A 12,985-nucleotide genomic window follows, 5' to 3' on the forward strand; every position below is an offset into this window, starting at 1 on the left:
TCGGCGGGTCGCCTCCCCTGGACGCGGACTGCTGCCTCCCTCTCGGGAGTCCTTCGGCCGACGTCCTTCGGACATGGTGGATCAGCGGGCAGCGACCAGTTTCAGCGTACACCAACCTAGCGCGATATCAGTCAACTATATACACTCTTTGCCGAGTAGCTGATCGTTTCAGAACGAGGTGGAACGAGGTGCGGAGTCGTGGCAAGCAGATGATGCTGCAAGCGAGTTGGAGCAGGCCGTCGTGGAGATCGGCGCGTATGGGTTCGTAGCCGTTTGAACTGGTGAAGCCGGGCAAAGGTACCTCGACGACCCAGCGGGGCTTCCCCAGGCCGGTGCCGTGGGCGGTGGCCTGGCGGGCGATCTTCGGCGCGATGCCCGGGCCCGGAGGCGACGGCGGCAATACCGGCCCATCACACCACCCCGGAAGCGAGCATCCCTGCGCGCTCCTCAGCGCCCACACCTGCCGGCTGGCCTCGGCCGGCACGCGAACACAGCAGATCAACCCCGCCCTCACGCTGTGGCTTGTCGACGTGCGCGGAGAAGCCGTGCGCTGATCTCGGGGGAGGTGCTGTCGTCCGCTGCCAGCCCGATCAGGAGGAGTTCGACGAGCCGCTGAAGGTCTGTGGCGGAGTGCGCCAGACGGAACGAGGCGATGGCGCGGAGGCATACGCGTACGTCATCCACTGTGACGTCCGGACGCACTGCACCCGCCTCGCGGGCGCGGTCTACGAGCTGCTCCATTGCCCGTGCCTGTTCGCGGCGGTCGACAGCGAAGGCCGCCGCCGCCGGGTGGGAACCGAACAGAGCCTCATTCAGCCCGCGGTCCTGCAACCGGTGCTCCGCGAAGCTGTGTACGACGCCGCTGAGCGCGCGCCAGGGATCGGGCTCGTCGAGAGATGCCTGCATGTCCCCACGGCATTGGGCGACAAGCTCGGCGAGCGCCGCCGTGACGAGGTCGGTACGTGCCGGGAAGTGCCGATGGACCGTGGCAATGCCCAGACCGGCGCGGCGGGCGATCTCCCGCATCGGCAGGTCGAGCCCTTCGCCGGCGAAGGCGGCGCGGGCGGTGGCGATGATACGGCGCCGATTGAGCTCCGCGTCCACGCGTGGTTTCCGAGTCACTTCGATCTCCGCGATTCTCACTTCAGCCTGATACGGAACACCTGCTCCACATCCATGCTTACTGTAAGGCAGCGCCCGGAAATTCCGGGCCGGAGAGGTGATCATGCAAGCAGTACAGTTCGACCGTTTCGGTTCCCCCGACGTACTCGGCGTCCGCTCCGCGCCCGAGCCGCACGCAGGCCCGGGCGAGGTGCGCGTCGTGGTCCGCACCAGCGGGGTTTCGCCGGTCGACCTCGCGCTGCGGGCCGGTGAGTCACCCTCACGCGACAGCCTTGCCCTGCCCCACATCCCTGGCGTGGACGCGGCCGGTGTGATAGACGAGGTCGGCGAGGGCGTCGAAGGCTTTGCCCTCGGGGACGAAGTGTTCGGCGCCGTCGATGTCGCCCGACTGGGCGGGGCGAGCGCGCAGTTCGCCGTCCTGGCGTTCTGGGCGGTGAAGCCGGCCGCTTGGTCCTGGGAGGAGGCAGGTGCCGCCGGGACGAGCGTGGAGACGGCGACCCGTGCGCTGGACCTGCTCGGCGTGCGCGAGGAAAAGGACACGACATTGCTGATCGACGGCGCGACGGGCGGTGTCGGGAGCATCGCCCTGCAGCTGGCCGTGGCTCGCGGAGCCCGTGTCGTCGGGACCGGCCGCCCCGGCAGCGAAGAATTCCTCTCCGGTCTCGGCGCGACCCCCCTGCCCTACGGGCCTGGCCTGCCCGAGCGGGTTCGCGCGCTGGGCATCTCACGCGTCGACCGCGCGCTCGACGTGGCCGGAGCCGGCTCGCTCGATGAACTCATCAGTCTCACCAACGGACCTCAGTCGGTGGTCACCCTGGCGGATTTAACCGGCCCCAGCCGTGAGGTGTCCCTCTCCCTCGGCCAGTTCGGCGGCCAGCCCGACGGGCGCCACGGACTCGCCGTCGCTGCGGATCTCGCCGAAAAGGGACTGTTCCACGTACCGGTCCAGGCGGTCTTCCCTGCCAGCCAGGCGGCCGAAGCACACACGGCGGCGGGGACAGGCCCCCGCCGCGGGAAGACCGTCGTCGATCTCACGGCGCTCACGCCTGGCCTCTGACGCTGGTCAGGCGAGACCAACATCCCTGATTCCCGCTGGCTACTACTCCGGCGACACGCCCTGACACCCGCCGGCGCCGCACTGGAGCACACCGGCCCCACCCACGAGGGCGGACCCCGACCATGACCCCGACCACGGCAGGTCAGCGTGCTGACGGACCTCGCCGACCGCCCGTGCGTCCGGCGTTCCTTGAGGAAGCCCTCCGGGAGGGCGCCGTCTTCGCGGGCCTGGTTGGCACCTCGGGCACCTCCGTCTCACCGCGCGCTGCCCGGGCCGTGCTGACGGACTCCTGTCGAGGCGAAACCGGGCAGGTTCACGCCGTCCGCGCCGGAACAGGCCCCTGGCCCCGGGCGGCCAGGCGGCGGCTCATGAGCATGGTCATCGACCACGGGATGACCGCTTCGCTGGTGTCGGTGCGGCGCTCGTAGTCCCGGACCAGGCGCCGGCTGCGCAGGCACCAGGCGAAAGACCGTTCCACGACCCAGCGGCGGGGCAGGATCTGGAAGCCGCGCATGTCGTCGCTGCGGCAGACGATGTCCAGGACGACGCCGAGCTGCGTTGCACTCCAGTCGACGAGGTGGCCGGTGTAACCGCCGTCGGCCCATACCCGTGCCAGCCGCCCGAAGCGGCCCCGGGCCGCAGGCAGCAGGCGGCGGGCGGCGTCCCGGTCGGTGGTCGACGCCGGGGTGACCAGCACGGCCAGTAGCAGTCCGAGCGTGTCGGTGAGCAGGTGCCGCTTGCGCCCATTGATCTTCTTGCCCGCGTCGTAGCCCCGCGGGGTGCGGGCGACGGTGGCGTCCGCCTTCACCGACTGCGTCGATGACCGCCGCACTCGGTTCCCGGTCACGGCCCTCGGCGTCGCGGACCGCCTCGCGCAGCCGGTCGTGCAGCTCGGCCACGAGTCCCGCGTCCCGCCAGCGGGCGAAGAAGGCATACACCCGCGGCCAGGGCGGGAAGGCCGACGGCATCGCCCGCCACTTGATGCCGTTGTCGACGAGGTAGCGGAGCGCGTCGATCATCTGCCGGTGGCAGTAGCCCTCCGCCCGCCCGCCCCGGCCGGCCAGCCATCCTGGAACCGGCAGCAGATCCCGCACTGTTGCCCACTCGGCATCGCTCAGGTCCGAGCCGTACCGGGGCCGGCGCCCCGGACGGTCGGCCGCGTTCCCGAACCTGTGGGCGAGACAGTCACACCCAGGAATGGACGGACTGGCCCCGGCCACCGCGACCACGCGACACTTCGACAACAGGGCCTCTTGCTCCTCGCTGGACTCGACATCCGCGAGCTACCAAGAGGCCCTTCTTCCACGCCCGTGCACAGCCGGCGTTGACCGCCGCGCGGATCGGCCGGGTGTCGATGTGTCGGCGCAATTCAGGCTGCCGCGCCGAACCACGTGGTCAGTGCCTCGTGCATGTGGTGGCGCATTGACGGTCCCGCCGTGTCATCCGCGGCCCACGCCAGGTATCCGTCGGGACGGACGAGGATGGCGGAGGCCGGCAGGGACCGGTCTGCGGACCGGGCAGTGATGACGTCCGCCCGGTCCGTCCAGGCGTCGGCGGCCGCGGCCGTCGCTGAGTTTCCGGTGAGGTCCACGAGCACGGGGCGGGCTGCGCGCAGCCGTTCGGCGATCTGTTCCCAGCCGTCGGTGATGTGCGTCCGGAGATCGGGAAGCCACCGTCCGGCCAGTGGATGCCCGGTGTCGTGGCCCATGTCGTACCGGATGTCGGTTCCGGCCAGGAGGGCTGCGATGCGCGCGCGGTTGCGTGGGTCGTCGAGCAGTTCCGTCAGCAGGTCGCGGGCCGCAGTGATGTCGGCTGCCGGACGCATCAGGGCCATCTGGGCGCGGGTCTGCATGAGGACTTGCCGGCTGACCGGAGCTCGCTCGCTGTGGTAGGTGTCCAGCAGACCGGGGGGCGCCCAGCCGTGGATCTGGGCGGCGAGTTTCCAGCCGAGGTTGATGGCGTCCTGCATGCCCAGGTTCAGCCCTGGCCCGCCGACGGCGGAATGTACGTGCGCGGCGTCTCCGAGCAGCAGGACGCGGCCGGCGCGATAGGCGTTGGCCTGTCGCGAGTTGGTGCCGGTGAGGTGGCGCAGCAGGTGCGGTCCGGGGGTGGTGGGTGGGCTCAGCGGCAGGTCTGCGCCAAGGACACGACGGTCGCTGGTCCGGAGTTCGTCAAAGGTCATCGGTGTGCTGTCGTCGGTCGGCGGCTGGTCCCACTCGAAGGTGGCTACGAGGTGGATGCCTGATCCGGGTTGCGTCATCGCGAAGGTGAGCACGCCGCCCGGCAGGCGGTTGTGGGTGTACGGCCGAAGACGCATGCCAGGCTCGGGCAGGTCGAGATCCCCGGTGGCGGGATCCAGCAGCGCGTCGGGGATGACGGCGTATCCCGCGCAGGAGGCGAAGCTGTCGTCGGTGATGCCGGGGAAGTCGATGCCGGCCTGCTTGCGGACCGTGCTGTGGCCGCCGTCCGCTCCGACCAGGTACCGAGTGCGGACCCGGTAGGCGCCCTGCGGGGCTCGGATGTCGAGGGTGACGGCGTCGTCATCGTCCTGGTGCAGGGCGGTCAGTTCCTGCCCGCGGCGGATCTCGACGCCCAGTTTTCGGGCGCGCTCTTCGAGTACCTGCTCGATACGCGCTTGCGGAACCTGGAGGGCGTGCAGCGGGTTGTCGGGAAGGTCGCGCAGGTCCAGCGGCAGGCCACTGAACTGGTAGAAGGGCAACGGCTGCGCATGCCCGGAACGACCGGTGAGGGGCTTGTGCAGGCCGCGCAACTCCAGCGCCTGGACCACGCGGCCGACGAGCCCGTTGGCCCTGGGGACCGCGCTGCGGGTGTGCAGCTGCTCCAGGAGCAGCGGTCGCACGCCTGCGAGTCGTAGCTCGCAGGCCAGCAGCAGCCCGTTCGGGCCGCCACCGACGATGGTGACGTCAGCGGTCATCGCAGGTCTCCTTCAGTTCGCCGGGCAGAAGGCGTCCAGCCGCGACTGCATGTCAGCCTGGGCTGACAGTGCGACCTGACGTCAGTCTGGGTTGACAATCGAGGGAATGTCAATCCAGACTGACAGGCATGGAAGCGGGAGATCTCTCAGAACGCCTCAGGTCGCATGACCCCGCGGTGGGGCTGCGGGCCGTGGGCGTCTTGCACCGGCTGGCCGAGCAAGTCGAAGCGGCAGCAGTCGCACGCGCCAGGGAGCAGGGATGGTCCTGGGAACAGATCGGCGATGCCCTCGGCGTCTCCCGGCAATCCGTGCACGCCAAGTACGGGAAGTGAGACGACCATGTTCGAACAGTTCGCAGCAGGTGCCCGTGGGGCCGTCACTTCGGCACTGGGCGAAGCCACGTTGCGTGGCGATCGCCGCATCGGCACCGAGCACCTCCTCCTGGGAGTGCTCCACGAGCCCGGCGCAGTCCGGGCCCTCGGAACCGACCTGGAAACCGCGCGTGCTGCTCTCGATGCCCTCGACCGGTCCGCGCTGGCCGCGGTCGGCATCGACATCGAGGGGATCGAGCGGCCGCCGATTCCCGCCTCACGCAAGCGCACCCCGTTCACCTCCGGCGCCCGTGCCGTCCTCCCACGCGCCCTGGCTGAGACGAGCAAGGCCAGCAGCCGGCGCATCACACCAGAGCATCTTCTGCTGGCCCTGCTCGACTGTGAGCAGCCGGATCCCGCGGCAGTGCTCATGGCAGAGCTCGGCATCGACCGCGCCGCTGTCCGGGAACGCATTCGGACGGGCGCCTGAGACGCGGGGCGTCCTCTCGCGGGGCGGGACTCTCGGCCGCCGGTCTCACTCGTCTTCGGGGGCGTCCGGATCACGCAAGGGCCTCAGTCCGCCGGGCAGGTCGGGGAGCTGGAAGGAGTAGCGGCCGAGCATGTTGATGTGGTGCCGCACGAACGGGGAGAGGCGGGCGACGTCCTCGTCGCCGACGTCGAAGCCGTCCGCGCGCAGTTGCTTCACCGCAGCGTCCATGTACGTCACGACCGCCAACCCGGCGAACCTATGCGGTCAGAGCACTAGCAGGCCACTCACGCACGGGCACCGGGGCTCACCACCTGCTTGTCGTCACGAAATGCGAGTATTTGTGACCTTTGTCATTCTTGTGGGCGAGGGTGCTCGCACCCGCCTGCCCGCCGCGCCTGCGCAGGGGTCGCCCGTCGGTGACCGACGCGGAAGCGGATACCGGGAGGGTTGCCCGCACCCGGACAGGACACGGCCCGGACAGTGCGGAGACCGGACAGTGAACAGGGAGCCGCAATGCCTTTCGTGACGACGCGCGACAACGTGGAGATCTTCTACAAGGACTGGGGGAAGGGGCGTCCGGTCGTGTTCATCCACGGCTGGCCGCTCAACGGCGACGCCTGGCAGGACCAGCTCAAGGCGGTCGCCGACGCCGGCTACCGTGGCATCGCCCACGACCGGCGAGGCCACGGCCGCTCGACCCCGGTGTACGACGGCTACGACTTCGACACCTTCGCCGACGACCTCAACGACCTCCTGACCCACCTGGACCTCCAGGACGTCACCCTCGTCGCGCACTCCATGGGTGGCGGCGAACTCGCCCGCTACATCGGCCGCCACGGCACCGCACGCATCCGCTCCGCCGTGCTGCTCTCCGCCGTTCCGCCGCTGATGCTGCAGACGCCCGACAACCCCGAGGGCGTCCCGCAGTCGGTCTTCGACGACATCAAGGCGGGCATCCTCAAGGAGCGCTCACAGTTCTGGAAGGACACCGCGGTCGGCTTCTTCTCCGCCAACCGCGAGGGCAACGCGGTCACCCAGGGCAACAAGGACGCCTTCTGGTACATGGCCATGGCCCAGACCATCAAGGGCGGCGTTGACTGCGTCGACGCGTTCGCGCCCACGGACTTCCACGAGGACCTCAAGAAGTTCGACATCCCGACCCTCGTCGTCCACGGCGACGACGACCAGGTCGTCCCCATCGACGCCACCGGCCGCAAGTCCGCCGCCATCATCCCGGACGCCGAACTCAAGGTCTACAGCAACGGCTCCCACGGCATCGCCATGGTCCCCGGCGACAAGGAGGCCTTCAACCAGGACCTCCTCCAGTTCCTCAAGAAGTGACCGGCTGACCAGACGCACGGCACGCCGTCAGGGGTGTGGCAGCAGTAGCCGCGCCCTCGCGGCGTTCCGCCCACGCGGTGGTCTACCGCCAGAGGCACTCGTACCGGGCGTCTTCGGCGGCGGCGCGGTGGTGGCCAGAGCAGCACGGATCCGGCGCGGGGCGATGCACGCGGCGGGCCAGGAACTCCGAGGGACGGTTGAGCAGGTGGTTCCCATCGGTGACGGGATCGTCGGGCTGGTCTCCTTCCGGGAAATCGACGGCCGCTCTGCGGGGAGTGGAGGTGGACTTGGAGGCCAGAGAGGGGATCTCCGTCGTCGTCACGGAGATCGAGCTGCTGACCCGCCGGGTACCTCCCCATGCCGGAGGATGGCAGGCCTCGAGGTGTCGCGCCGGCCACGTGACGGCCGGCGTGCCCACGTCGTCACGGATGACGGGAGGCGGTGTGGCGATGTCGCGGCTTGGCGAGCCGGACCCGCCGGTGCGTACTGCCCGGTGACCGACTCCTGGCTGCGCGAGCTTCGGTACCTGGAGCAGCGTGTGCTTCCTGCCCTGGCCCGGGCCGCCATGGTTGCCGTGGACCGGTTCGTAGAGAATGCGTTCGTGGTGACGGGTGAGACCTACCTCGGGGCGGCCGGCACCACTGGTGTCGCTGACCGCGCGGTGACGTGTGAGACCTTGGGCCCAGGCGGCCCGGGGTCTCGTGGCGGTGGGGCGCGCATGACCGTTCAGGCAGGTCGTTTGGCGGTGGGGATTGCGGCCGGGTCGTGGAGCAGTTGCAGTACGCGCTGTAGGTCGGGGCGCTTGCTGGTTCCCGCGCGGCTGACGGTGAAGATGGAGCGGGACAGGGGCTGGAGCAAGGGGTGGAGGCTGAGGAACTCGGTGGTGTCGGGTAGTGCCATGCGTGGGATGAGGGCAGTGCCCGCTCCCGCGGCGACCAGGGCCGCCAGCACGCTGAAGTCGCTGCTGCGGGTCCTGATGTCCGGGACGAAGCCGGCTGCGCCGCAGGCGCGTTGGATCATCTCGTAGCAGGAGGTCTCCGGCCCCGGGGTGAGCCAGGGCAGGTCTGCCGCGTGGGACAGGTCTACCGGCTGGCCGGGCTCCAGGCCCAGTTCGCCGGCCTGACGGGGATGCAGGGCAAGCAGCACCGGTTCCTCCATGAGGAGAGTTTGCTCGTAGGTGGCGGGGAAACGGCGTGGCAGCGAGGTGTAGCTGTGGACCAGAGCGAGGTCGGTGGAACGCTTGTGCAGTTCGTCGAGGGCTTCGTCGGGTTCCCGCACGGACAGTCGCAGCGACAGCTCAGGGGTGGAATCGGTGTCGGCCAGTCGTTGCCACAGGGGCGCGACGAGGGTGCGGGCGGCGGAGGCGAAGGCGGTGATCCGCACGATGCCGCGCCGGCCGCTCTGCAGGGCGGCCAGGCCGGACTCGGCCGCCGCGAGTTCCGCGAGGATGATCTCGGCATGGGCCACCAGCAGTTCCCCGGCTGCGGTCAGGCGCAGCGTACGTCCCTGTTTCTCCACCACCGGTGTGCCGGCCTCCTTCTGCAGGGCGGCAAGGTGCTGGGAGACTGCGGGCGGAGTCAGGTGAAGTGCCTCGGCGGTGGCCGCGACGGTCCCGTACGCGGCGAGGTGCTGAAGGATGCGCAGACGGCGTACGTCGAGCACGGTCTACTCCTTGGTCGGGCCGGGGCCGGAGACGGATTCCACGGTGCGGTGCGGACTGCGCGTGTTCTCGCCGTCTATGGTCACGGGCTCGTCGGCCGCTGTCCTGCCGGGGGTACCTTCCCGTTCTCTGCGGGGCTGCTGTGTCTGATTGCGTCGGTTGATCATGACTACTCCCGCTACGCTGACCGCTCCGCCCACCAGCTCGATGAAGTGGGGTACCTCGCCCAGCCAGACGAAGGCGATGATCAGGGCCACCGGCGGGACCAGGTATAGGGCGGCGGTGGAGGCGGCGAGCGGCAGTCGAGCGACGGCATAGGCCCATATGACGAAGCCGAGCGCGGAGGGAAGCAGACCCAGGTAGAGCGCACAGGCCAGGGCGTCGGCCGGTGCCTGCAGGGTTGAGTGCCAGGTGGCGGGGGCCAGCGGCAGAGCGAAGATCGTGCCGGCGACCATCGCGTAGGTGGCGACCTCCAGGCCGGTGTAGTGACGCAGCAGGGGCTTGGTGGCGACGTGGTATACCCCTTGGACGACGGCGGCGGCCAGGACGACGAGGGCGGAGACGGTGAACCCACCGGGGCCCTTGGCCATGCTGACGATGGCCGCGCCCGCGAGCGCGACGACGCTACCGAGGACGATGTTGCGGCTCACCCGCTCTCTGAGGAACAGACTTCCCAGCAGCACGCTGAAGGCGGGGACGATCGCGATCAACAGGCTCGCTGTCCCGGCCGCCACGTTCACCTCGCCCCAGTTGAGCAGGAGCTGGTAGGCGGCGATGCCGGTCGCCCCGCACAAGACGATCATGGGCAGATCGCGGAATCGGGGCATGCGGACCTTCGCGAACGGCGCCACCAGCAGCAGGGCGATGGCAGCGATCACGATCCGCAGGAAGGAGAGGGCCTGCACCCCCAGACCGTCGACCCCGACCCGGATGGCGGGAAAGGCCGAGGCCCACAGGACCACGGTGCCGGTCAAGGCGAGGAAGCGAGGGGAAACGAGGCGTGGCTGCATAAGGTCAGCATCCCCATCCGGAAGGTAAAGTTCCAGTTAGATTCGGGGGAAAAATCCGTTAGGCATACTTAATTGTCGAGCTGCGTCTAGTGCTCTGACTGGGAAGGTTCACGCCGAGTGCGACCTCTCGGCTGCGGTCCTGCAGACCGAGCTGGAGCGGCTGCGCCACGAGCACGCCCTGGCGCTCACCGAGGAACGCAGCGTCCGCTGGCTCGCCGAGGCTCGGCACCGTGAGCACGCCTGAGAGAACGCGGCTCCCACATTGAGGACCGGCAGCGCGTCCGGGCGACGCGGCCGTCTCCTTCGGCAGGGGCGGTGATTCCCCGTCCCGTGCGGACGTTCCCAGAGCCTGCCGTGACACGGACAGCTTTCCCGTCCGTGGGCATTGAAGATGCTGAGCATTAAGACCGTGTCCTACGTGGTGAGGCGGACGAGTCGTTTGTAGCAGCACAGGGCGGCGGCGAGGCCGAGCGACTAGGTTCGCTGAGACGACGACTCGATTGCTTGAAACCGGACACCACCTGATCGAGAAGTTCGCCCCGAGCTCCTGGTAGTCCCGCCCGAGCCCCCGGCCGCGCCGGGGGCTCTCCGCTGCACCGCCAACTCGCTACCTTCACGCTGCACGAGGCTCCCGACGACGCCGACCGCGACCGGCGGAGCGCGATTCGAGGTTCTCAGTCCGGGATCGGGTAGTTAGACCCGCAAGCCGCATGACCTGACGAGGACGCCACTCCGACTACCGCGGTTGCGGCGGCTGGCCCGGCCGCCTCCCTCCTTACGGTGACCGGCTGCGTTGGACCGCCCGTCCTCGCTCGCCGTGCAGCACAGTGGGCGAGTGCATCGCCGAGCGCTGACCGTCTTGGGTAGCGGACTGGCGTTCGGTCTCGCCTGAATCCACGGTCTGGCGTGGTGGACTTGATCGGTCGCCCAGTCGCCCAGTCGCCCAGTCGCCCAGTGGCTCAGCTGTTGCCAGGGGTGTAGTTGTTTGAGTGGGTAGCTGGTGGCGGGTGTGGCGGCCGCGGTGACGATGATGTCCGTCACGCCCATCGCATGCCGATGGTGGTGAGTTGTTCGATCCGTTCCGGTGTCAGTGTTGTGGCCCGGGAGCGCTGGTTCCCGATCCAGGCGCCCAGCTTGTGCTCCCGCTCCTCCTGGTCCTCGCCGCTGCCGCCCCTTCCATCGCCGCCGACGGCGATCCGTTCGATGTGCTTCCTGGGGACCTGGAGGTGCCCCTCACGCTCGTAGTACTGTTTGGCGGCCGCGTAGTTGATGGCCCATGTGTCGGTCTGTGTACGGTGTTTGGGTTTCTCGTTCTCGGTGGCGGGTTCGATGCTGAGGACCTGTTCGAACATCCACTGCTGCACGGTCGTGAGCTGGTCCCAGCCGAGCCGGACCGAGTGCACCCATCGGCCGAGGTCCTCGCCCTGGCGTACGACGTCGCCCGCTGCGGTGGGCAGTGCCTCGCCGGCGTTCAGGTGCATGCGGACCAGGTGGAAGCAGCGTTGCCAGGTGACCGGCCAGCTCGGGCACCACGATGGGTCGATGTCCTCGAGCTGCTCGCGCCGCGCCTGCGACAGCGCTCCGGCCGACGACTGAACTGGCAGGCCCTCGGTACGCCGCTGCTCGTTCTTGGCTGCCTTGCGGGCGGCGGCCCGCGCGTTCTTCAGCCAGATGCCCACCCGGTAGCCCTGGTAGGTGGCGTCCAGCGGCGCCAGGAGGTGCCCATGTTCGGCCGCCCACCCTCGCGCGGCGGACAGGCCCTCTTCCCACGCGACGTCGAAGTGGCTCCAGATCATGCCGAGCTCCTCAAGCTGCGCGATGCGGTCCTCGTCCATGTCGCCGCGGGCGTAGAAGCGCCGGTTGTCGGCGGTCCACTGCCCGAGCGGGAACCCGGCGAGCGAGGCCGGCCACCCCGCGCCTTGCGCCTCCTGCCTGTCTTCGGCGGTGGCGGGCACGCGGTACGTGTACGGCACCTTCAGGTTGCCGTGCTTGCGGGCGTAGAGGACGGCGGCCTCGATGCCGCGCCGCCAGTGCTCGTGCTCGGGGTTGAGGACGCGCAGGTTGATGAACGCGGCGAGGGCGGCCGGGTCGCGGGGCGTGGAGAACTTCAGCAGGGCCTTGGCGGGGGCGCTGACGCCTCCGGAGCCCTCGCCGTTCCCGCCCGTGCTCTTACCGCTCTCGTCCTTGCTGACGGGCTTGTAGCGGCTCGGAGCCTGCTGCTCCGCGAGGGTCTCCACGATCCTGGCGTCGTGGGCCCGCAGCGCCTCCAGCAGCTTGGCCAGCCCGCCGAACGCCCGGCTCGTCAGCATGTTGTCGGCCGTCTCGCCCGGCCCGAGCAGCACGGGCACCACGAGCGAGGCCACCTTGCCCTCGCCCGGCTGCATCCGCAGCGCCCGGCCCACGGCCTGGACCAGGTCCGGCGTGGAGCCGCGCACATCCGCCCAGTACACGGAGTCGCAGTGCTTGGTGTCGACGCCCTCGCCCAGGACTTTAACCGAGCACAGGAAGCACTTCTCCACGACGGTGCCGTCCGTGGCGATCCCGGCCGCGAACTCGCCCAGCAGCCGGCGCCGGTGGAGCGGCTTGTGGTCGCCGTACAGCCAGTCCGCCCAGATCGTCTTCGGATACAGCTCGGGGTCGCTGGCGTGCAGCTGCGCGGCGACGTCGGGAAGGCCGGCCGCGAACGCTTCGGCCTCGCGGACCTGGTGGTGGAACACGAGCGTCCTGCGGAAGCCCTCCTCGGCCGACGCCTTCACCAGGGCGGTCTGGAGCGCGGCGAGCCGGGCGCCGCGAACCTCTGCCGAGCGGCCTTCGGCGCCCAGGAGCTGCGCGGCCTGGAGCGCGGTGTCGGTGACGTCGACACATACGACCTGGTAGGGGGCACAGATTCCCCGGTCGATCGCCTCCGAGAGGGTCAAAGTGAAGCAGCGGCTGCCGAAGGGGCCCTCCGGGTCGTCTTCCATGTATGTCGTCTCAGTTGTATTGCAGTCTTATGGTCTTCTAGTAGATCTCTGACCTGCGGTGCTGCAAGGAGTGAGAATACGATCAAGATGGGGTCT

Annotated in this window: 10 protein-coding genes and 3 pseudogenes; 4 read left to right on the forward strand and 9 right to left on the reverse strand. The window is 69.4% G+C overall.

Annotated elements, in window-relative coordinates; genetic code table 11:
- Window positions 1-127: 127 nt before the first annotated feature.
- Window positions 128-402, reverse strand: a pseudogene (locus AB0G32_RS13810) (hypothetical protein); the annotation flags it as partial.
- Between the two features lie 108 nt (window positions 403-510).
- Window positions 511-1,104, reverse strand: coding sequence for a helix-turn-helix domain-containing protein (locus tag AB0G32_RS13815; protein ID WP_361162335.1), 594 nt, complete (start codon window positions 1,102-1,104; stop codon window positions 511-513).
- A gap of 121 nt (window positions 1,105-1,225) precedes the next feature.
- Here AB0G32_RS13815 and AB0G32_RS13820 point away from each other — a divergent pair, with 121 nt between their 5' ends.
- Window positions 1,226-2,179, forward strand: a complete 954-nt coding sequence (locus AB0G32_RS13820) for an NADP-dependent oxidoreductase (RefSeq protein ID WP_361162337.1) — start codon at window positions 1,226-1,228, stop codon at window positions 2,177-2,179.
- Window positions 2,180-2,492: 313 nt separating this feature from the next.
- On the opposite strand, the gene AB0G32_RS13825 is transcribed toward AB0G32_RS13820, so the two are convergent.
- The 3 genes and pseudogenes from AB0G32_RS13825 to AB0G32_RS13835 form a co-directional block, all read right to left on the reverse strand.
- On the reverse strand, window positions 2,493-3,026 hold the full coding sequence (locus AB0G32_RS13825; RefSeq protein WP_361162339.1) for a transposase: 534 nt from the start codon (window positions 3,024-3,026) through the stop codon (window positions 2,493-2,495).
- A gap of 97 nt (window positions 3,027-3,123) precedes the next feature.
- Window positions 3,124-3,408: pseudogene (locus AB0G32_RS13830) on the reverse strand (transposase); the annotation flags it as partial.
- Window positions 3,409-3,548: 140 nt separating this feature from the next.
- Window positions 3,549-5,114, reverse strand: a complete 1,566-nt coding sequence (locus tag AB0G32_RS13835; protein ID WP_361162341.1) for an FAD-dependent monooxygenase — start codon at window positions 5,112-5,114, stop codon at window positions 3,549-3,551.
- A 128-nt stretch (window positions 5,115-5,242) separates the two neighbouring features.
- On the opposite strand from AB0G32_RS13835, the gene AB0G32_RS13840 reads away from it, so the two are divergent.
- Both AB0G32_RS13840 and AB0G32_RS13845 read left to right on the forward strand, forming a co-directional pair.
- On the forward strand, window positions 5,243-5,446 hold the full coding sequence (locus tag AB0G32_RS13840) for a helix-turn-helix domain-containing protein (RefSeq protein WP_361162342.1): 204 nt from the start codon (window positions 5,243-5,245) through the stop codon (window positions 5,444-5,446).
- A 7-nt stretch (window positions 5,447-5,453) separates the two neighbouring features.
- The gene (locus tag AB0G32_RS13845; RefSeq protein ID WP_361162344.1) at window positions 5,454-5,915 is read left to right on the forward strand and encodes a Clp protease N-terminal domain-containing protein; all 462 of its coding nucleotides are present in this window, start codon (window positions 5,454-5,456) and stop codon (window positions 5,913-5,915) included.
- 45 nt (window positions 5,916-5,960) lie between these two features.
- Here the strand turns inward: AB0G32_RS13845 and AB0G32_RS13850 are convergent.
- Window positions 5,961-6,146 (reverse strand): annotated as a pseudogene (locus tag AB0G32_RS13850) (Tn3 family transposase); the annotation flags it as partial.
- Window positions 6,147-6,428: 282 nt separating this feature from the next.
- On the opposite strand from AB0G32_RS13850, the gene AB0G32_RS13855 reads away from it, so the two are divergent.
- A complete protein-coding gene (locus AB0G32_RS13855) occupies window positions 6,429-7,256 on the forward strand; it encodes an alpha/beta hydrolase (protein WP_361162346.1) in 828 nt (275 codons plus the stop codon).
- A 726-nt stretch (window positions 7,257-7,982) separates the two neighbouring features.
- Here the strand turns inward: AB0G32_RS13855 and AB0G32_RS13860 are convergent.
- The 3 genes from AB0G32_RS13860 to AB0G32_RS13870 all read right to left on the reverse strand — a co-directional run bounded on the left by AB0G32_RS13860 (window position 7,983) and on the right by AB0G32_RS13870 (window position 12,889).
- Window positions 7,983-8,918: a LysR family transcriptional regulator gene (locus AB0G32_RS13860; protein ID WP_356548212.1), complete on the reverse strand. Its 936-nt coding sequence runs from the start codon at window positions 8,916-8,918 to the stop codon at window positions 7,983-7,985.
- Between the two features lie 3 nt (window positions 8,919-8,921).
- Window positions 8,922-9,926, reverse strand: a complete 1,005-nt coding sequence (locus tag AB0G32_RS13865) for a DMT family transporter (RefSeq protein WP_361162348.1) — start codon at window positions 9,924-9,926, stop codon at window positions 8,922-8,924.
- 1,037 nt (window positions 9,927-10,963) lie between these two features.
- Complete coding sequence (locus AB0G32_RS13870) at window positions 10,964-12,889, reverse strand: Helicase associated domain protein (protein ID WP_361162350.1); 1,926 nt, start codon at window positions 12,887-12,889, stop codon at window positions 10,964-10,966.
- Window positions 12,890-12,985: the final 96 nt, after the last annotated feature.

This window comes from Streptomyces sp. NPDC023723 (assembly GCF_040639815.1).
Taxonomy (GTDB): Bacteria; Actinomycetota; Actinomycetes; order Streptomycetales; family Streptomycetaceae; genus Streptomyces.

Coding starts and splice junctions, on each gene's coding strand:
- AB0G32_RS13820 (WP_361162337.1), top strand. CDS start 1,226: ATGCAAGCAGTACAGTTCGACCGTTTCGGTTCCCCCGACGTACTCGGC.
- AB0G32_RS13835 (WP_361162341.1), bottom strand. CDS start 5,114: ATGACCGCTGACGTCACCATCGTCGGTGGCGGCCCGAACGGGCTGCTG.
- AB0G32_RS13840 (WP_361162342.1), top strand. CDS start 5,243: ATGGAAGCGGGAGATCTCTCAGAACGCCTCAGGTCGCATGACCCCGCG.
- AB0G32_RS13845 (WP_361162344.1), top strand. CDS start 5,454: ATGTTCGAACAGTTCGCAGCAGGTGCCCGTGGGGCCGTCACTTCGGCA.
- AB0G32_RS13855 (WP_361162346.1), top strand. CDS start 6,429: ATGCCTTTCGTGACGACGCGCGACAACGTGGAGATCTTCTACAAGGAC.
- AB0G32_RS13865 (WP_361162348.1), bottom strand. CDS start 9,926: ATGCAGCCACGCCTCGTTTCCCCTCGCTTCCTCGCCTTGACCGGCACC.
- AB0G32_RS13870 (WP_361162350.1), bottom strand. CDS start 12,889: ATGGAAGACGACCCGGAGGGCCCCTTCGGCAGCCGCTGCTTCACTTTG.